The sequence below is a fragment of the Pseudomonas sp. RC4D1 genome (assembly GCF_018390395.1).
In the GTDB taxonomy this organism is placed as follows: Bacteria; Pseudomonadota; Gammaproteobacteria; order Pseudomonadales; family Pseudomonadaceae; genus Aquipseudomonas; species Aquipseudomonas danubii.
In genome coordinates this window covers 838,839-857,782 of record NZ_JAHBAW010000001.1, presented here as the reverse complement: position 1 = coordinate 857,782, position 18,944 = coordinate 838,839, and the positions used below count along the sequence as shown (strand labels likewise).

16 protein-coding genes are annotated in these 18,944 nt (G+C 60.9%); 3 read left to right on the top strand and 13 right to left on the bottom strand.

All coding sequences use genetic code 11. From position 1 onward, the window contains the following. The first annotated feature begins 140 nt into the window (after positions 1 to 140). Both KHO49_RS03900 and KHO49_RS03895 read left to right on the top strand, forming a co-directional pair. Positions 141 to 1,166: an extracellular solute-binding protein gene (locus tag KHO49_RS03900; protein WP_213664642.1), complete on the top strand. Its 1,026-nt coding sequence runs from the start codon at positions 141 to 143 to the stop codon at positions 1,164 to 1,166. Next, positions 1,166 to 2,731, top strand: a complete 1,566-nt coding sequence (locus KHO49_RS03895; RefSeq protein WP_213664641.1) for an ABC transporter permease — start codon at positions 1,166 to 1,168, stop codon at positions 2,729 to 2,731. Before KHO49_RS03900 ends, KHO49_RS03895 begins: the two co-directional genes overlap by 1 nt. Before the next feature lie 64 nt (positions 2,732 to 2,795). On the opposite strand, the gene KHO49_RS03890 is transcribed toward KHO49_RS03895, so the two are convergent. From KHO49_RS03890 to KHO49_RS03835, 12 genes are all read right to left on the bottom strand, one after another. Further along, positions 2,796 to 4,730: a methyl-accepting chemotaxis protein gene (locus KHO49_RS03890; protein WP_102862914.1), complete on the bottom strand. Its 1,935-nt coding sequence runs from the start codon at positions 4,728 to 4,730 to the stop codon at positions 2,796 to 2,798. Positions 4,731 to 4,869: 139 nt separating this feature from the next. Continuing rightward, positions 4,870 to 6,162 carry an adenylosuccinate synthase gene (locus tag KHO49_RS03885; protein WP_047283686.1) on the bottom strand — a complete coding sequence of 431 codons (1,293 nt, stop codon included), beginning with the start codon at positions 6,160 to 6,162 and terminating at the stop codon, positions 4,870 to 4,872. 54 nt (positions 6,163 to 6,216) lie between these two features. After that, positions 6,217 to 7,404: an ATP phosphoribosyltransferase regulatory subunit gene (locus KHO49_RS03880; protein ID WP_102862913.1), complete on the bottom strand. Its 1,188-nt coding sequence runs from the start codon at positions 7,402 to 7,404 to the stop codon at positions 6,217 to 6,219. Positions 7,405 to 7,696: 292 nt separating this feature from the next. Continuing rightward, a complete protein-coding gene (gene hflC, locus KHO49_RS03875; RefSeq protein ID WP_102862912.1) occupies positions 7,697 to 8,566 on the bottom strand; it encodes a protease modulator HflC in 870 nt (289 codons plus the stop codon). Then, positions 8,566 to 9,744, bottom strand: a complete 1,179-nt coding sequence (gene hflK / locus KHO49_RS03870; RefSeq protein WP_102862911.1) for an FtsH protease activity modulator HflK — start codon at positions 9,742 to 9,744, stop codon at positions 8,566 to 8,568. The genes hflC and hflK overlap by 1 nt, the downstream gene beginning before the upstream one ends. Before the next feature lie 96 nt (positions 9,745 to 9,840). Beyond that, positions 9,841 to 11,142 (bottom strand): ribosome rescue GTPase HflX, encoded by a 1,302-nt coding sequence (gene hflX, locus KHO49_RS03865; RefSeq protein ID WP_102862910.1) that lies wholly within the window; start codon positions 11,140 to 11,142, stop codon positions 9,841 to 9,843. A 12-nt stretch (positions 11,143 to 11,154) separates the two neighbouring features. Then, positions 11,155 to 11,415 (bottom strand): RNA chaperone Hfq, encoded by a 261-nt coding sequence (hfq, locus tag KHO49_RS03860; RefSeq protein WP_007921378.1) that lies wholly within the window; start codon positions 11,413 to 11,415, stop codon positions 11,155 to 11,157. Between the two features lie 92 nt (positions 11,416 to 11,507). Then, positions 11,508 to 12,479, bottom strand: coding sequence for a tRNA (adenosine(37)-N6)-dimethylallyltransferase MiaA (gene miaA / locus KHO49_RS03855; RefSeq protein WP_102862909.1), 972 nt, complete (start codon positions 12,477 to 12,479; stop codon positions 11,508 to 11,510). Continuing rightward, positions 12,479 to 14,389 carry a DNA mismatch repair endonuclease MutL gene (gene mutL, locus KHO49_RS03850; protein WP_102882012.1) on the bottom strand — a complete coding sequence of 637 codons (1,911 nt, stop codon included), beginning with the start codon at positions 14,387 to 14,389 and terminating at the stop codon, positions 12,479 to 12,481. Before mutL ends, miaA begins: the two co-directional genes overlap by 1 nt. Then, complete coding sequence (locus tag KHO49_RS03845; protein ID WP_205413457.1) at positions 14,386 to 15,813, bottom strand: N-acetylmuramoyl-L-alanine amidase; 1,428 nt, start codon at positions 15,811 to 15,813, stop codon at positions 14,386 to 14,388. Before KHO49_RS03845 ends, mutL begins: the two co-directional genes overlap by 4 nt. 3 nt (positions 15,814 to 15,816) lie before the next feature. Then, positions 15,817 to 16,287 carry a tRNA (adenosine(37)-N6)-threonylcarbamoyltransferase complex ATPase subunit type 1 TsaE gene (gene tsaE, locus KHO49_RS03840; protein WP_102862906.1) on the bottom strand — a complete coding sequence of 157 codons (471 nt, stop codon included), beginning with the start codon at positions 16,285 to 16,287 and terminating at the stop codon, positions 15,817 to 15,819. Further along, on the bottom strand, positions 16,275 to 17,135 hold the full coding sequence (locus KHO49_RS03835) for an NAD(P)H-hydrate dehydratase (protein WP_110595441.1): 861 nt from the start codon (positions 17,133 to 17,135) through the stop codon (positions 16,275 to 16,277). The genes tsaE and KHO49_RS03835 overlap by 13 nt, the downstream gene beginning before the upstream one ends. 63 nt (positions 17,136 to 17,198) lie before the next feature. Here KHO49_RS03835 and queG point away from each other — a divergent pair, with 63 nt between their 5' ends. Beyond that, positions 17,199 to 18,278: a tRNA epoxyqueuosine(34) reductase QueG gene (gene queG, locus KHO49_RS03830; RefSeq protein WP_102882014.1), complete on the top strand. Its 1,080-nt coding sequence runs from the start codon at positions 17,199 to 17,201 to the stop codon at positions 18,276 to 18,278. On the opposite strand, the gene KHO49_RS03825 is transcribed toward queG, so the two are convergent. Beyond that, positions 18,260 to 18,874 carry a trimeric intracellular cation channel family protein gene (locus tag KHO49_RS03825; RefSeq protein ID WP_169893104.1) on the bottom strand — a complete coding sequence of 205 codons (615 nt, stop codon included), beginning with the start codon at positions 18,872 to 18,874 and terminating at the stop codon, positions 18,260 to 18,262. The genes queG and KHO49_RS03825 overlap by 19 nt on opposite strands. Positions 18,875 to 18,944 lie beyond the last annotated feature (70 nt).

Here is an 18,944-nt window from a genome sequence, read left to right as displayed (position 1 = left end):
AAAGCGGGTTTTTGCGTTTCTGCATCCAGGTATTCCCTCGCCTCATCGCCCCGCCGTCGTACCCGCAAAGCGCACATGAGAAACGATATCGTTTATGATTGTTACAAGTTTTTGCGGCACTACAGTGAGGAAACCTGCGAATGATGTTCAGAAATACCCTCCTTCCAACATCCCTTCTGCGTGGCTTGACCATCACTTTGCTGGGACTGACCCTGGCATCTCCACTCACCCAAGCAGCCGATCCAGTTTCCCTGACCCTGTATAACGGCCAGCACAAGGAAGTCGGCGATGCCGTTGCCAAGGCCTTCGAAGCCAAGACCGGCATCCACGTCAACGTGCGCAAGGGCAGCAGCAATCAGTTGGCCAGCCAGGTCGTCGAAGAAGGCGATCGCTCCCCCGCTGATGTGATCTACACCGAAGAGTCCCCGCCCCTGAACAAACTGGGCGAACAAGGCCTGCTTGCCCAGACCGATGCCGCGACCCTGGCCGTCCTGCCCAAGGAATACGTGGCCAGCAACGGCACCTGGATCGGCATCACCGCTCGAGTGCGAGTGGTGGCTTTCAACCCGAAACTGATCAATGAAAAAGACCTGCCCAAGTCGGTGATGGAGTTCTCCCAGCCACAGTGGCAAGGCAAGGTCGGTTTCGTACCGACCAGCGGCGCCTTCCAGGAACAAGCCGTGGCCATCATCAAATTGCACGGCATGGATGCAGCAGAAGAGTGGCTGACCGGCCTGCGGGCATTCGGCAAGGTCTATAGCAATAACATGGTAGCCCTCAAGGCCGTGGAAAACGGCGAAGTGGCCAGCGTCCTGGTGAACAACTACTACTGGTTCGCACTGCAACGGGAAAAAGGTCAACTGGACTCGAAGCTGCACTATTTCACCGGCGGCGATGTTGGTGGCCTGATCACGGTCTCCAGCGCCGCAGTGCTCAAGTCCAGCAAACACCCGAAAGAAGCTCAACAGTTCCTTGCCTATATGGCCAGCGAAGAGGGTCAGCGGGTGATCACCCAGACCACCGCCGAGTACCCACTGCATAAAGGCATGAAGTCGGATCGCGGCCTCAAGCCATTCAGTGAACTGCAGGCTCCGAAAGTAACCCCGGCCGACCTCGGAAATGCCGAGGAAGCACTGGACCTGGAACGCGACGTCGGCCTGAACTGATGAGTCCACCACTCTGCGCCCCCGCCTCGCGCACGCCTTACGTGCCGAAGCGCAAGCGACCATCGATCTGGCTGCTGCTGCCGGTATTGCTACTGGTTTGCCTGAGCCTGCTGCCTCTGCTGTATGTCGGGCTCAAGGCCTGGCAAGCCGGCTGGGCCGAAGCACTGCACCTGCTGTGGCGCCCTTATGTATTCCGCCTGCTAAGCAACACCTTGCTACTGATGCTGGGAGTCACCATCGCCTGCGCAATGATCGGCCTATCCCTGGCTTGGCTGCTGGAACGCAGCGATCTGCCAGGGCGACGGATCTGGGGCGTAGTGCTGTGCCTGCCCTTCGCCGTACCGGCCTTCATCAGCAGCTTCACCTGGGTGTCCCTGAGCGCCGGATTCGAAGGACTGGGCGGTGCGATCCTGGTGATGACCCTGTCTAAATACCCCCTAGTGTTCCTGCCAGTGGCAGCCACCCTACGCAATCTTGACCCCTCCCTCGAAGAGTCCGCACGCACCCTTGGGCAAAATCGCTGGGGCGTGTTCTTCAAGATCACCCTGCCCCTGCTCTGGCCATCGTTACTGGCAGGAGCCCTGTTGATTGCCCTGCACATGCTGGTGGAATTCGGCGCCCTGTCGATCATCGGCCTGCAAACCTTTACCACGGCGATCTATCAGCAATTCGAGCTGGAGTTCAGCAACGCCAACGCAGCCATGCTCTCGGCGGTACTGCTGGTGCTGTGCCTGATACTGCTGGGTCTAGAGCTGCGGGTTCGTGGCAAGGGGCGTCACGTACGCACCGGCCAAGGTGCAGCGCGACATGCAGAACAGGTACGCCTGGGACGCTGGTCCGCAGGCGGACAAATCTACTGCCTGCTACTGGCCTTGATTGGCAGCGGCGTTCCCCTGGGCATGCTTGCCTACTGGCTGGCCGTGGGTTCATCGGCCGCTTTCCCGATGGCAGCCATAGGCGAAGCACTGCTTTCCTCCCTGGCGCTGTCCCTGGGCGGTGCCGCCCTGTGCCTGGCGCTGGCGGTTCCTGTGGGACTGCTAGTGGTGCGTCACAAGGGACGACTGGCCATCTGGGCCGAGCGTCTGCCCTACCTGTTGCATGCCCTGCCTGGCCTGGTGATCGCCCTGACGCTGGTGTATTTCGCCCTGCACTATGTGCCGGTGCTGTATCAAACCTCGGCGCTGTTACTGATCGCCTATGCCCTGCTGTTCCTGCCCCTGGCACAGGCGCCCATCCGCACCGCCCTGAACAAGGCCGCGCCGCAACTGGAAGAAGCGGCAAGAACCCTGGGAGCGTCGTCATTCAGTGCTTTTTGCCGGGTGACGTTGCCGATCATCTTTCCAGCACTGGGCGCGGCCTTCGCCCTGGTGTTTCTGGATGCGATGAAAGAGCTGACTGCAACCTTGCTGCTCAGCCCGACCGGGCTGAATACCCTGGCCACAGAGGTCTGGGCCCATACCGCGAATGTGGAGTTTGCGGCCGCGGCACCTTATGCAGCACTGCTGATTCTGGTGTCTGGGCTGCCGGTGTATCTGCTGACGACGCGGATGTATCTGAGCCGTTGAGAAGTGCTTCGCCGGCACGCCGACTCCTACAAAGTAACGCAGGAGCCAGCCGGCCAGCGAAAGATCAAGCGCGGAACTGCCCCAGACTGGCCTTGAGCTGCGCCGCCAGGCTGTCCAGTACCTTGCCGCTGGCGGTGGTCTCCACCACAGCCTGAGCCGCTCGCTCGGCCTGGGCATGAATGGTTTCCACCCGCCCCCGCACCGCTTGCGCGCCCTGAGCCTGATGCGCCGCAGCCTGGGTAGCCAAGCCAATCGCGGCATGCACCTGTTCGACCGAAGACTGCACCGTCTGCTGCAGGCGGACACTGTCACGCAGCACCAGCAAACCCTCGCTGGCCTGACGGCCGGCCTGCCCAATAGCCGCCACCGCCTCTCGCGCGCCCTGTTGCAACGCGCCGATATGGGCCTGGATATCGCCTGTGGAGCTCTGGGTCTTGCTGGCCAGGGCTCGCACCTCATCCGCCACCACGGCAAACCCGCGCCCGGTTTCACCGGCGCGCGCTGCTTCGATCGCCGCATTCAGCGCCAGCAGGTTGGTCTGTTCAGCAATGCCATGAATCACCGTCAGCACCACCTCGATCTGCTCGCTCTGCTGAGCCAGGCGCTCGATCACCTTGGCCCCGGTATCCACCTGCCCGGCCAGGGCTTCGATCAGGCTGCCGACCTGCTCCGAAGTGCGGGTGTTCTCGTCAGTGGCCTGACGGATCTCCACCACCTGCTGCAGCGCCGCCTGCATCGCCTGGCTTTCCGCCTGGGCCTCATCAGCCATCTGCGATAGCGCCCGCAAGCTTTCGGCCACTTCGTCACGCTGCGCCTCAGCCGCTGCATCCGCCCCAGCATTGCGCAGGCTCATAGCCCCAATCTCCACACCGGTACGCTGCGCCACATCGCCCGCTTCACGCACAATGGGCTGCAACTTATCCACAAAGCGGTTCACCGCCGAGGCCATATCACCAATTTCATCATTGCTGTTGAGGGGCACGCGCTTGGTCAGATCCCCTTCGCCCGCTGCCAAGTCGTTGAGAGCCGTGATCAACAGATGCAGTTTGTTCACCACTCGCCGCCCCAACACTACCGCCAGCAACAGCAGCAGGGCCAACCCCACCAGCGCCAGGCCAACACCGATCTGCCAGCGCAAGGTGGCCGCAGCCTCCTGCACCGTGCTTGCGGTATTGGCCTGCATTTGCGCGGCAGTGGCCTGAGCCGATTGCAAGCGCGAGCGCATGGCCGCCGAACTGTCGGCGGAGGCTCCCTTGAGACTGTCTCCAACCAACTGGTCACTGCTGGCGATCAATGCCCCGAAGCGCTGATCCAAGGCGGCGATATCTGCCTCTACCGAAGCCGTGGACACCCCCATCAGCACCTTGCCGATTTCCACTCCATTAGGATTGATCGACGCCTCAAGGTAGTAGACAGAAGGATCGTTCTTGGCGGCATCCAGAACCTTGTCCAAGGCCCGGTCGCCCTTGCCCTTTTCCAACAGGGCCTTGTTGATCGGATTCTCACGATTCAGATAGCGAGTCAGATGCTCACCTGCTGCATCGTCATAGACCACGAACAGTACGTTGGGGTTACGCTGGGCACGCCGTGCGAACTCGGACAGAGTCGGCACATCACTGTCCCACATGGCACGAGGCGCCACAGAGGCCAGCAACTGGGCCATATCATTGGCGGAGTCCTTAAGGTCCTTCTCCAGCGCCGCACGCAGCTGAACCTGCTCTTCCTTCAGACGCGAAGACAGCCCTGCCGTCAGACGCTGACGCGTGCTGCTGGACAGGCTTTCCAGACTGGAAGTGACTTCCTTGCCCGCCTGTTCGAGTTCGCCAGACAACTTCTGGCTATCAACACCCAAACGCGCAGCCAGATCGGCCTCCAGGGCAGTCACCGTGCTCCGAGTCAGGGCAACGGCGAGCACTACCTGCACCAAAAGGGCGATACCGAGAGTAACGAACACAGGCCGCAGTAAACGGCTTTGTAACAGTGAGAGAACGGCCGACACAGGAAATCCCTCTACTTTTGGCGCCATTATTCTGATGGCACTCTAGAAGCGAGTTTCACAGCAAGGGTCGTGCCGCACGGCGGACAGAAACGACAAAGGGCCCGATCAAGGGCCCTTTGGTTTTTACATCAACGACTTATCAAGCAAACGGATGGCGCAGAACGATGGTTTCGTTGCGGTCCGGGCCCGTCGAAATAATGTCGATCGGCGCGCCGACCAACTCTTCGATGCGCTTGATGTAGGCCTGAGCAGCGGCAGGCAGCTCTTCCAGGGTCTTGGCACCCAGGGTCGATTCGCTCCAGCCCGGCATCTGCTCGTACACCGGCTCCAGGCCGATGTAGCTGTCGGCGTCGGTAGGCGCGTCGATGACTGCACCATCCTGGTTCTTGTAGCCAACACAGATATTGATGGTTTCCAGGCCGTCCAGTACGTCAAGCTTGGTCAGGCACAGGCCCGAGATGCTGTTGACGTCGATGGCGCGACGCAGGATCACGGCATCGAACCAGCCGCAACGACGGGCACGACCGGTAGTCGCACCGAACTCGTGGCCACGCTTGGCCAGGAAAGCGCCGACGTCATCGAACAGCTCAGTCGGGAACGGACCCGAACCCACACGAGTGGTGTAGGCCTTGGTGATGCCCAGGATGTAGTCCAGGTACATCGGGCCTACGCCCGAACCGGTGGCGATGCCGCCAGCGGTGGTGTTGGAGCTGGTGACATACGGATAGGTGCCGTGGTCGATGTCCAGCAGCGAACCCTGGGCGCCTTCGAACATGATGTCCTTGCCGGCGCGACGCAGCTGGTGCAGCTCGGCGGTGACGTCGAGCATCATCGGCTTGAGCAGCTCGGCGTATTCCATGCACTCGTCCAGCGTCTTCTGGAAGTCGATGGCCGGCTCTTTGTAGTAATTGACCAGCACGAAGTTGTGGTAGTCCAGCAACTCGCCCAGCTTGGCGGCGAAACGCTCGCGGTGGAACAGATCACCGATGCGCAGCCCGCGACGGGCAACCTTGTCTTCGTAAGCCGGGCCGATGCCGCGACCGGTAGTACCGATCTTCTGCTCGCCACGAGCCTTCTCGCGGGCCTGGTCCAGGGCTACGTGATAGGACAGGATCAGCGGGCAGGAAGGGCTGATACGCAGGCGCTCACGCACCGGTACGCCTTTCTCTTCCAGCTTGACGATTTCACGCATCAAGGCATCCGGTGCTACCACTACGCCGTTACCGATCAGGCACTGCACGCCTTCGCGCAGCACGCCGGACGGAATCAGGTGCAGGACGGTCTTCTCACCATCGATTACCAAAGTGTGGCCAGCGTTGTGGCCACCTTGGTAGCGCACTACGGCGGCGGCATGTTCGGTCAGCAGATCAACGATCTTGCCTTTGCCCTCATCACCCCACTGGGTGCCCAGGACTACGACATTCTTACCCATAACACTTGTCCTCATTCGCGCAAACTTGGTGCCGGCAGCCGCCGGCAGGAAAACTCAAGAAGCCAGCGGCAATACTTGCCAAAGCCCATTCTGCTGAATCAATTGCCGGTCGCAGTCCGCTTCACGGGCGGCGGCCAAAGGTTGCCCAGGCAGAGCCTGAACGACACGCTGACCCTCACTGCGCAACTGGCAGACGGTCTGCCAGAGTGCCGCGTCGGTGCTGTCAGGCATCCAGATACCACCAGACGGCAGCTCGACCTCAGCACGCCCCAGGGTCACCAGGGTTTTCAAATCGGTAGAAAAACCGGTCGCTGGACGGGCACGTCCAAAATCGGCTCCGATGTCATCGTAGCGACCGCCCTGGGCGATGGATTGACCCACGCCCGGTACAAACACCGCGAACACCACACCCGTGTGGTAGTGATAGCCCCGCAGCTCGCCCAGATCGAAATACAACGGTAAGTCAGGGAAACGCACCGACAAGCGCTCGGCGATCGTCAGCAACTCATCCAGGGCCAGCAGCACCGAGGTCGGCGCACCCGCCAGGCGACGGCGAGCATCGCCCAATACTTCGCGGCCACCACACAACTCCACCAGGGAGCGCAGCATGTCGGCCAGATCGGCCGGCAGGCCCTGGGTCAGGCTGATGACTTCATCGATCGCCTTGCGCTGCAGGGCATCGAACAATTGTTGCTCCACGGCACCGGACAGGCCGGCAGCCTGGGCCAGGCCGCGGTAGATGCCCACATGCCCCAGATCCATGTGCACATCCGGCACATCGGCCAACTGCAGCATGGCCAACATCAGACTGATGACCTCAACGTCGCTGCTCGGGCTGGCGTCGCCGTACAACTCGGCGCCCAACTGGATCGGGCTGCGCGAGGACGACAAGGCCCGCGGCTGAGCATGCAGCACGCTGCCGGCATAGCACAGGCGGCTCGGCCCTTCGCGACGCAGGGTGTGGGCATCGATTCGCGCCACTTGTGGCGTAATGTCGGCACGGAACCCCATCTGCCGACCCGACTGCGGGTCGATGACCTTGAAGGTACGCAGATCCAGGTCCTGGCCGGCACCTGTCAGCAGGGATTCCAGGTATTCGATATGGGGAGTCACGACAAACTCGTAACCCCAACTCTGAAACAGATCCAACACCTGACGACGCGCCACTTCAATGCGCGCCGCTTCCGGCGGCAATACTTCTTCGATGCCATCTGGCAGCAGCCAGCGGTCTACCGTTGCCATTACGCCATTCCCCTATGGTCCGGGCGGCAAGCCTGGGGCCAGCCTTAGAGTGAAGCAGAAAACAGTCGCATCCGACGCGAGCTCAGCCGGACAGGCAGCCAGGAATCAGCTGTACAGACTATTTTCCTCGAAAAATCTTGCCGAGCTCTTGAACGAGCCACGGCCAATCAAAGATGCAGACGCAAAAAAGCCGGGAATTTCCCGGCTGCCGCATCATACACCCGTTTTCCCAAAGGATCACCCCGCGAGGCATTTTAGCCGCCCGGCGGGGTGCCCAAGGATCAGGGCCTGATCAAGGCTTGGACTTTTCCAGGTAGTGGAAGAAGTCGCTGCTTGGGTCCAGAACCATGACGTCGGATTTGTTTGCAAAGCTTTCACGGTAGGCACGCAGGCTACGGTAGAACGCGTAGAACTCCTGATCCTGGCCGTAGGCCTTGGCGTAGATCGCCGCCGCCTGAGCATCACCATCACCGCGCGCCTCTTCAGACTCGCGATAGGCTTCAGCCAGCAGCACGCGACGCTGACGATCAGCGTCAGCACGAATACCTTCGGCCAACTCGTTACCCTTGGCACGGTGCTCGCGAGCCTCACGCTCACGCTCGGTGCTCATGCGCTCGAACACGCTGCGGTTCACTTCCTTCGGCAGATCGATGGCCTTGACCCGGACATCGACCACTTCGATACCCAGCTCCTTTTCCGCCATCCTGTTCAGCGAAGCCGTGATATCCGCCATCAGCGCATCACGCTCACCGGAAACCACTTCATGCAGGGTGCGCTTACCAAACTGGTCACGCAGGCCCGATTCCAGACGACGGGAAAGACGCTCGTCGGCAATTTGCTTGAGACCGGAAGTCGCGGTGTAGAAGCGCTCAGCATCCTTCACTCGCCACTTGGCGTAGGCATCCACCATGACGGCTTTCTTTTCCAGGGTCAGGAAGCGCTGTGTCGGTGCATCCAGGGTCATCAGGCGCGCATCAAACTTACGCACCTGATTCACATAGGGCACTTTCACATGCAGGCCAGGCTGGACATCAGCCTGGACCACACGACCGAACTGCAGCAACACCGCGCGCTCGGTCTGAGCGACGATGTAGAAGCTGTTCCAGGCAACCACCGCCACGACAACGCCCACGATCAGGGCGATCAGCGATTTATTGCTCATCAGCGACTCTCCCTAGAACGCGTCTGCTGCTGTTGCTGCATGTGCTCCGCAGCGGCGCGCGCATTCGCTTCATTGCTGGTCGCAGACGCTGATCCCGTTGCCGGAACACCGCCGCTACGACCACTGTCGATCATCTTGTCCAGCGGCAGGTAGAGCAGGTTGTTCTGCCCGCCTTTGCTGCCGGTTACCAGAACTTTGCTGGTATTGCTGAAGACTTCCTGCATGGTGTCCAGGTACAGGCGCTGACGAGTCACTTCAGGAGCCTTGCGGTACTCGGCAACCAGCTTGGTAAAGCGATCAGCCTCACCCTTGGCCCGCGATACCACTTCGTCGCGATAACCATTGGCATCTTCGAGGATGCGCTGAGCCTGACCACGAGCCTCCGGCACAACACCGTTGGCGTAGGTTTCAGCCTGGTTGCGCGAACGCTGTTCGTCTTCACGAGCTCGGATCACGTCATCGAAGGCTTCCTGCACTTCACGCGGTGCAGCTGCGCTCTGTACGTTCACCTGAGTCACGGTGATACCAGTGCGGTAGTTGTCGAGGAAGCGTTGCAACCGCTCCTTGATTTCACTGGCCATCAATTCACGACCTTCAGTCAACACCTGATCCATGGCGGTGGAACCCACCACATGGCGCAGGGCGCTGTCGGTTGCATGCTGCAGACTGATTTCCGGCTGATCAACGTTCAACACGAAGTCCTGCAGATTGCTGATCTTGTACTGCACGGTCAGCGGCACTTCGACGATGTTCTCGTCCTCGGTGAGCATCTGCCCCTGCTTGGTGTAGGCACGCTCACGCGTGACGTTTTCCATGTACTTGCGATCGATCGGCGGGAAGTAGATGTTCAGACCCGGGCCGACGGTTTCGTAGTATTTGCCGAAGCGCAGCACCACGGCCTGCTCCTGCTCATCGACTACATAAACCGCGCTGTACAGCCACACGGCCGCCAGCACGACAAGACCAATGCCCAGCAAGCCGAAACCACCGCCCTTGCCGGAGCTACCGCCGTCATCACCACGTTTCTTACCACCACCGAACAACCCATTCAGGCTTTCCTGCAGCTTACGGAAGGCCTCGTCGAGATCTGGTGGCCCCTTGCGATCGCCATTATTGCGGCGTTTACCACCCCAAGGGTCCTGATTATTCGAGTTGCCACCCGGCTCATTCCAAGCCATAGCGCTCTCCATCTGATAAAGCAAAGACGCACCCACGGCGCGCCGACCAATGCTACAGAATGCCTGCTACAGCGGCACAACCGCATGCCCAGGCTTTTATTGCAAAGTGTGTTGCTCGATGAATTCCGACGGTTGCAGACCTTCGCGACTGACCAGCCGGTTCAACTCGGCCCGCGGTAGGCGAACGGCCAGCAAACTGACCCCTTCGTCGTCGTGATCTTCTTTCTGCACAGCGTTCAACTGGAAAAACTGTGCTCGCAGTCGAGCAAAACGCTGAGGCAAGCGCAAGGTGCCTACGAACAAATCTTCACCCAGCAGCTCCGCAATGGCCTGCTTGAGCAGATCAAGCCCCTGGCCATCACGGGCCGACAACCAGACACGCTGCGGCTTGCCATCGGGATCGCGCTGAATCTGCGGCTCCACACCCTCGAGCAAATCGAGTTTGTTATAGACCTCCAGGATCGGCAAGTCTTGAGCCCCGATCTCACCCAGTACCACCATCACCTGCTCGATCTGAGCCATGCGCTCGGGCTCGTGAGCATCGATCACATGAAGCAGCAAGTCGGAGTTGCTGGACTCTTCGAGGGTAGCCCGAAACGCCTCCACCAGCTTGTGCGGTAGGTGGCGAATGAAACCAACGGTATCAGCCAGCACAATCGGCCCCAGATCATCCAGCTCCAAGCGGCGCAAAGTCGGATCGAGGGTAGCGAACAGCTGGTCGGCGGCGAATACATCGGACGCGGTGACAGCATTGAACAACGTGGATTTGCCAGCGTTGGTGTAGCCCACCAGCGAAACTGAAGGAATGTCGGCACGCTTACGGCCTCGACGAGCCTGCTCGCGCTGGCTGCGAACCTTTTCCAGACGCGCCTTGATCTGCCGCAGACGCACTCGCAGCAGGCGCCGGTCGGTTTCCAACTGAGTCTCACCCGGACCACGCAGACCAATACCGCCTTTCTGCCGTTCAAGGTGAGTCCAGCCACGAACCAATCGCGTGCTCATGTGCTCAAGCTGTGCCAGTTCTACCTGGAGCTTGCCCTCATGAGTGCGTGCGCGCTGAGCGAAGATATCGAGAATCAGACCCGTGCGATCAATCACGCGACACTCGAATACACGTTCGAGGTTACGTTCCTGACTGGGCGTGAGGATGTGATTGAAAATCACCAGGTCTACCTGTTCGGCTTTGACCAGATCGCGCAATTCCTCGACCTTGCCGCTGCCAACCAGGTATTTGGCGGTTGGCCGATGACGCGGCACGCTAACAAACGCGACGGTCTCGGCGCCGGCCGATAATGCCAGCTCCTGAAACTCCTGCGGATCTTCGCGCGCCTCAGGGTCCTGACCATCCAAGTGAACGAGAATGGCCCGTTCACCACCACCGTGGCGCTCAAAGAACAAAGGAGACTCCTATCAGGCGTTACCTGGCTCAGCGTCACCCTGTTCGGATTCGGATGCGCTAGGCAGACGAATTGGGCGAACTGGAACCACTGTAGAGATAGCGTGCTTGTAAACCATTTGGCTGACGGTGTTTTTCAGCAGGATAACGAACTGGTCGAAGGACTCGATCGTGCCTTGCAGTTTGATCCCGTTAACCAGATAGATGGAAACCCCAACTTTCTCTTTACGCAATGTATTCAAGTAAGGGTCTTGTAGCGAATGCCCTTTTGACATGTGCCGCACTCCTTTAAGGATCAATAATAAAAATCGGAAAACAGATAGCTCAAACCGTCACACCCCCAAGGATAGACGGCAATTGCAAGGACTCAGCTCAATATGGAGATCGTCCCTAGGTATTTCAAGGCGCGTGGCAGATTGTCGCAATCCAGGCTGTCCAACCATTGCAGGTCAGCCCAACTGCGTAACCAGGTGAACTGCCGTTTCGCCAATTGGCGCGTGGCAATGATGCCCCGCTCCTGCATTTCGGCTGACGTCAGCTTGCCATCCAGATGATCCCAGACTTGGCGGTAACCCACTGCACGTATAGACGGCAACCCGGCATGCAGGTCACTTCTTGAGCGCAGAGCTACGACCTCGTCAATGAATCCCTGTTCCAACATTTGTGTGAATCTTTGTGCAATACGCTGGTGCAGTACCTGACGATTCGCCGGAGCGATGGCCAGATTGGCGACAGTATAGGGCAATTGACCGCGTCCCGATGCGCCTGCCTCAGCACTTTGCGCCAATTGACGCTGACGATGAGCGGTCATTGTCAGACCGCTGACCCGATAGACTTCCAGCGCTCGGGTCAGGCGTTGAGGATCATTGGGATGAATCCTCGCCGCAGACTCGGGGTCCACAGCCGCCAGCTGATCATGCAGCGCCTGCCAACCAAGGCGTTGAGCCTCGTCTTCGAGTTCGGCGCGGACCTGCGGGTCTGCTGGCGGCATATCCGCCAGGCCTTCAAGCAGCGCCTTGTAATACAGCATCGTGCCCCCCACCAGCAGCGGAATTTTGCCCCGAGCGGTGATATCGGCCATGGCCGCGAGGGCATCGGTGCGAAAATCTGCCGCCGAGTAGCTTTCGGCGGGGTCGAGAATATCGATCAGGCGATGGGGAAACTGCGCCAACAACTCCTTGGAGGGCTTGGCGGTGCCGATATCCATGCCGCGATACACCAGCGCCGAATCGACACTGATCAACTCGCAAGGCAGCACCTTGGTCAGCTCGATGGCCAGATCGGTCTTGCCCGCAGCGGTCGGGCCCATCAGGAAAATCGCTGGAGGAAGCTGAGTCATCAACGGCCGCGCAAAAAGAGTTTGTCCAGATCGTCCAGACCCAATTGGGTCCAGGTCGGTCGACCGTGGTTGCACTGGCCGCTGCGCTCGGTGTTTTCCATATCCCGCAACAGGCCATTCATTTCCGCCAGGGCCAGGCGCCGGTTGGCGCGAATGGCGCCGTGGCAGGCCATGGTGCCGAGCAGTTCATTGAGATGAGCCTGAATTCGGTCGCTGGTGCCGTATTCCATCAAATCAGCAAGCACATCATGCACCAGGCGATTGGCTTCAGCCTGCTTCAACAGCGCCGGAATCTGCCGGATCGCCAGAGACTCAGGTCCCAGGCGCTGCAACTCGAAGCCCAGACGCTGGAACCAGGCGACATGCTCTTCCGCGCAATCGGCTTCACGCTGGCTGACGGCAATCGATTCCGGCACCAGCAACGGCTGGCCACTCAAGCCTTCGCTGGCCATGGCCACCTTCAAACGCTCGTACATGATCCGCTCATGAGCAGCGTGCATATCCACCAGCACCAGGCCCAGAGCGTTTTCCGCAAGGATATAGATGCCCTTGAGCTGTGCCAGGGCATAGCCCAACGGCGGAATATCCTCCTGCCCCTCCGGCAGGGCTGTGGCCGCAGCCCCAGGCAAGGGCGCAAAGAACTCGCGATAGACTCCCTGGGACTCCGCAGCCGGCAGCACTGGCTGGGGCCGTGGTGTGTACTGATACTGATAGCCGCTACCAGCACCAGAGCCCGGCGCATTGAAGCTCGGCTGGGACTGCGGCTGCTCCAGGGCCAGGTTCGCGGCCAGGCGCATTTCACCCTGGGGTCCGAACTCACCGGCTTCGATACCGCTTGGCCGCACAATACCTGCTACCGCCGCCGGCGCTGCCAACTGGTCCTCGGGGCGCACATCGCCCAAAGCCCTGTGCAAGGTGCCATAAAGGAAGTCATGCACCATGCGCCCATCACGGAAGCGCACTTCATGCTTGGTCGGGTGCACATTGACGTCGACCACCGAGGGATCGACCTCGAAAAACAGCACAAAAGTCGGATGCCGGCCGTTGAACAGCACATCGCGATAGGCCTGACGCACCGCGTGGGCCACCAGCTTGTCCCGTACCGCACGACCGTTGACGTAGAAATACTGCAAGTCCGCCTGGCTGCGGGAGAAGGTTGGCAAGCCCACCCAGCCCCAAAGATGGAGACCGTTGCGCTCGACCTCAATGGGCAGCGCCTGCTCCAAAAAGCCCGAGCCGCAGACCGCCGCCACGCGCCGGGCGCGAGCTGCATCATCCTTGGCTTCATGCAGACTGAGGATGCTCTTGCCGTTGTGGCGCAAATGGAAGGCCACGTCGAAACGCGCCAGAGCCAAACGCTTGATCACCTCCTGCAGGTGATCGAACTCGGTTTTCTCCGCCTTGAGAAACTTGCGTCGGGCTGGAGTATTGAAGAACAGGTCACGCACTTCCACCGAGGTGCCTACCGGGTGGGCCGCCGGCTGCACTCGCGGCGCCATGTCGCGGCCTTCGGTTTCGACCTGCCAGGCCTGATCGGCATCACGGGTACGGGACGTCAGGGTCAAGCGCGCCACGGAACTGATGGAGGCCAGGGCTTCACCGCGAAACCCCAGGCTCATCACCCGCTCGAGGTCTTCCAGGTCGCGGATCTTGCTGGTGGCGTGCCGCGCCAGCGCCAGAGGCAGATCGTCGGAGGAAATGCCACTGCCATCATCACGGACCCGCAGCAGCTTGACTCCAGCCTGCTCGACATCCACATCAATGCGCTTAGCGCCAGAGTCCAGGCTGTTTTCCAGCAGCTCCTTGATCACCGAAGCCGGGCGCTCAACCACCTCACCCGCGGCAATCTGGTTAGCCAGGCGCGGACTGAGCAGCTCGATGCGCGCGCCGCTGATTACCGAGTCACTCATTCCTTGGCCGCCAATTCAGTGCCGGGGATGGTCAGGACCTGCCCCACTTTCAATTCATCGCTTTTCAGATTGTTGGCACTGCGCAAGGCGGGCGCCGATACCTGGTAGCGCACCGCGATCATCGCCAGGGTTTCCCCCGGGTTGACCCGGTGATCGCGAGGCCCCTGGGCAATCTTCCCGGAATCTCGCAGCCAGGCGATATAGGTGCCCGGTGGCGGGTTCTGCTGGAAGAACTGCCGCACGCCGCTGCTGATGGAGCGAGCCAAGGCCTGCTGATGGCTGACAGTGGCCAGCTTCGAGGCTTCATTGGAGTTGGAGATAAAGCCAGTCTCCACCAGGATCGATGGAATATCCGGGGACTTGAGCACCATGAATCCAGCCTGTTCCACACGCTGCTTGTGCAGCGGTGTGACCCGGCCGATGTTGTTCAGGACTTTCTGCCCGACATTGAGGCTGGAGGTCAGGGATGCGGTCATCGACAGATCCAGCAGCACCCCGGCCAGCATCCGGTCCTTGTCATCCAGGCTGACGTTGCCGGCACCACCGATCAGGTCGGAGCGGTTTTCACTGTCCGCCAGCCAGCGGGCAGTTTCCGATGTGGCGCCGCGCTCGGACAGGGCGAATACCGAGGCGCCAAAGGCTGCGGTCGAAGGCGCGGCATCGGCGTGGATCGAAACGAACAGGTCAGCGCCCTTCTTCCGAGCGATCTCGGTACGACCGCGCAACGGAATGAAGTAGTCGCCAGTACGGGTCAGCTCGGCGCGGAACCCCTTGATGCCATTAATCTGGCGCTGCAGTTCACGGGCGATGGCCAGCACCACATCTTTCTCATGCTGGCCACGGGAGCCGGAGGCACCCGGGTCTTCACCGCCGTGACCGGCGTCGATCACCACGATGATGTCGCGCTTGCCCGCCGGGGCCGGCGGCAGCTTGATCGCGGGCTCCGCAGGCGTGACTGGCACGGCGGGAACGGTGGCCACAGCAGGAGGCGGAGCAGCAGGCGGCGCGGCATCAGCCGGGTTGTCGAACAGGTCAACTACCAGGCGATTGCCATACTGGGCGTTGGGCGCCAGGGTAAAACTCTTGGGGGTGACGGCCTTTTTCAGGTCGATGACCACTCGCAGGTCACTGGGGGTACGCTGCGCCGAGCGCATGGCGGTGATCGGCGTATTGGCCGTGGCGACATTCAGCGGACCGCCGAGGGTCGCGCCATTGATATCGATCACCAGACGATCCGGGGCCGTCAGGGTAAAGACGCTGTGCTGAACCGGACCGGACAGGTCGAAGACCAGTCGCGTGTTATCCGGTGCCCGCCACAGGCGGACGCTGCGAACCTGTGTAGCGGCCACAGCATCGACGGCCAATGCCGTAAGCAACAGTCCTACGACAGCAACCAACGCGCGAATGCGCATACCTAACCCCATCAATTATTTGAATTCCAACGCCAAAGCGGCACACCAGGACTCGCCTCGCGAGCCTTGAGACAACAGATGCACAGAACGCCCATTGTTATGCGGGGTAATGGTAATGGTCAGGTCGGGCTTTGGCAAAAAGCCTGCACCACGCTGGGGCCACTCCAACAGACACAGTGCATCGCCTTCGAAGTAGTCGCGAATCCCCAGAAACTCCAGCTCCTCCGGGTCCACAAGACGATACAAGTCGAAGTGAAAAGCCCGCACCGGACCTATCTCATAGGGCTCCACCAGGGTAAAGGTCGGACTTTTTACCGCCCCGTCATGCCCCAGGCCGCGGATGATCCCCCGGGACAGGGTGGTTTTGCCCGCCCCCAGATCGCCCTCAAGAAAAATCACCCCCACGCCCTGAGTGACGCGAGCAATGCGTGCACCAAATTCCACCATGGCCTGCTCGTCGGCCAGATAAAGGGTTAACTCAGACACGGTGATTGCTCCTCCAACAACTGACGAATGGCTGGAATCAGATCACTGGCCGCCAGCCCTCGGCCCAATTTGCCTTGCTGCTCGCCAGCGCGGGCGTGTACCCAGACCGCCAGGCAAGCCGCATCGAATGTCGACAGTCCCTGCGCCAGCAACGCACCGATCAATCCTGCGAGCACGTCCCCCAGCCCCGCCGTGGCCATCGCCGGATGCCCACCATCACAGCGGGCCACTTGCCCCTCGGGGCTGGCGATCAGGCTGCCAGCACCCTTGAGCACGGCAACCGCAGCGTATTTTGCGCTCAAGGCTCGGGCCGCCGCCGGACGATCACCCTGAACCTCGGCGATGGAGATCCCCAGCAGACGAGCCGCCTCCCCAGGATGGGGGGTGATCACGCTGGCCGCCGGCAGTTGTAGACCGCCCAAGGCCAGGAGATTCAAGGCATCGGCATCCCATACCTGAGGCAAAGGCGCGTTGGCCGCTGCCGACAACAGGCTGCGCCCCCAGGCGCCCTGCCCCAGTCCGGGACCGACCACCAGTACCGTGGCCCGCGCCAACAGCCCCATCAGTTGGTTGGCCGAATGAGTGCCCTGGGTCATGACTTCCGGCAGCCGCGCAGCGGCCGCCGCTACGTGCTCATTGCGAGTTGCCAGGGACACCAGCCCCGCACCACTGCGCAAGGCACTTTCCGCACTCAATAACGCGGCGCCAGCAAAGCCGCGGTCGCCACCGATCAGCAACAAATGACCGAATTGCCCCTTATGAGCGTCCAGAGGACGAGCTTCCAATCGCGGCAAATGAGCGTCAGTCAGCAACTGAACGTCGAGTAAAGGGTGTTTTGTCTGCGGCATGCGTCTTCGGGCTCCGATGTCTGGCAGAATTATACGCACCTCAGCTCCGGTTTCTCTCGCCTCATGCCCGCTATTACCCAGGATCTCCCCGCTCTCGCCCAATCGATCAAGGACTGGGGCCGCGAACTGGGCTTTCAACAAGTCGGTATCAGCGGCCTGGACCTGGCCGAGCATGAGCAGCATCTGGAACGCTGGCTCGCCGCCGGCTACCACGGCGAAATGGAATACATGGGCGCCCATGGCAGCAAACGCTCCCATCCCGATCAGTTGGTGCCCGGCACGCTGCGAGTGGTATCGCTGCGCATGGACTACCTGCCCGGCGACACCCAGATGGCCCAGCGCCTGGCCGAACCGTCCAAGGCTTATGTCTCGCGCTACGCCTTGGGCCGCGACTATCACAAGCTCATCCGCAAACGTGTGCAGCAGTTGGCCGAACGCATCCAGCAAGCCATTGGCCCCTTTGGCTACCGTGCGTTCGTCGACAGTGCGCCAGTGCTTGAAAAAGCCATCGCCGAGCAGGCCGGGCTCGGCTGGATCGGCAAGAACACCCTGGTGCTCAACCGCAAGGCCGGCAGCTACTTCTTCCTCAGCGAGCTGTTCGTCGACCTGCCGCTGCCCGTGGACGAGCCCCACGCCACTGAACATTGCGGACGCTGCACCGCCTGCCTGGACATCTGCCCGACCAATGCCTTCGTCGGCCCCTATGTACTGGATGCCCGGCGCTGCATTTCCTACCTGACCATCGAGCTGAAAAACGCCATTCCCGAAGACCTGCGCCCACTGATCGGCAATCGGGTATTCGGCTGCGATGACTGCCAGATCGTCTGCCCCTGGAACCGCTTCGCCCGCCCCTCGGGCGAAGGCGACTTCAAACCCCGGCACAACCTGGACAATGCCGAACTGGCAGAACTGTTCATGTGGGACGAGGACAAGTTCCTCAGCAGCACCGAAGGCTCGCCCCTGCGCCGTGCCGGCTATGAGCGCTGGCTGCGCAACCTGGCGGTAGGCCTGGGCAACGCGCCCTCAAGCATTCCGGTGCTGGAAGCGCTCAAGGCCCGCCAGGACTATCCCTCGGAACTGGTCCGCGAACACGTGCAATGGGCCCTGGCGCAGCACGCCAACCGTCAATGCTCGTCGTTGTAGACGAACTTGGGCATTTCCCAGTGAAAACGGATCGCCAGCAGGCGCAATAGAAAGCCACCGAACAGGGTGACCAGGATCGACTGCTCGCTGGGCAGCTGCAAATAGATGCACAGCATGTAGCACCAGGCCGCAGCGAAGGACACGCTGGCGTACAGTTCACGGCGGAAGATCAGGGGAATGTCGTTGCAGAAGATATCCCGGAGGATGCCGCCAAAGACCCCGGTGATCACCCCGCTGACCGACGCCACCAGCATGCCGTGGCCCATTTCCAGGGCGGTCATGCAGCCGATCAGGGTAAAGGCCACCAGGCCCACGGCGTCGAGCACCAGAAACAGCGAACGCAGGTGACGCATCAGGGGCGCGATAAAGATCGTCACCAACGCCGCCACCGAGGTCAGTACCAGGTATTCCGGGTGCTTGACCCAGGTCAGCGGGTAATGCCCCAACAGCACATCACGCACCGAACCACCGCCGAGCGCAGTGACACAGGCAATCAGCACCACGCCAAACCAGTCCATGCCACGCCGGCCGGCAGACAAGGCGCCGGTCATGGCTTCGGCAGTAATGGCGATCAGATAAAGCATCAACAGCATGATGGCGGTCCTTACAGGAAGGCGCGCAGTCTACTCAGTTGAGGCGAGCACCAAAAGAGGGCGGGTACGGGCG

Coding starts and splice junctions, on each gene's coding strand:
- KHO49_RS03900 (WP_213664642.1), top strand. CDS start 141: ATGATGTTCAGAAATACCCTCCTTCCAACATCCCTTCTGCGTGGCTTG.
- KHO49_RS03895 (WP_213664641.1), top strand. CDS start 1,166: ATGAGTCCACCACTCTGCGCCCCCGCCTCGCGCACGCCTTACGTGCCG.
- KHO49_RS03885 (WP_047283686.1), bottom strand. CDS start 6,162: ATGGGTAAGAATGTCGTAGTCCTGGGCACCCAGTGGGGTGATGAGGGC.
- KHO49_RS03880 (WP_102862913.1), bottom strand. CDS start 7,404: ATGGCAACGGTAGACCGCTGGCTGCTGCCAGATGGCATCGAAGAAGTA.
- hflC (WP_102862912.1), bottom strand. CDS start 8,566: ATGAGCAATAAATCGCTGATCGCCCTGATCGTGGGCGTTGTCGTGGCG.
- hflK (WP_102862911.1), bottom strand. CDS start 9,744: ATGGCTTGGAATGAGCCGGGTGGCAACTCGAATAATCAGGACCCTTGG.
- hfq (WP_007921378.1), bottom strand. CDS start 11,415: ATGTCAAAAGGGCATTCGCTACAAGACCCTTACTTGAATACATTGCGT.
- miaA (WP_102862909.1), bottom strand. CDS start 12,479: ATGACTCAGCTTCCTCCAGCGATTTTCCTGATGGGCCCGACCGCTGCG.
- mutL (WP_102882012.1), bottom strand. CDS start 14,389: ATGAGTGACTCGGTAATCAGCGGCGCGCGCATCGAGCTGCTCAGTCCG.
- KHO49_RS03845 (WP_205413457.1), bottom strand. CDS start 15,813: ATGGGGTTAGGTATGCGCATTCGCGCGTTGGTTGCTGTCGTAGGACTG.
- KHO49_RS03835 (WP_110595441.1), bottom strand. CDS start 17,135: ATGCCGCAGACAAAACACCCTTTACTCGACGTTCAGTTGCTGACTGAC.
- queG (WP_102882014.1), top strand. CDS start 17,199: ATGCCCGCTATTACCCAGGATCTCCCCGCTCTCGCCCAATCGATCAAG.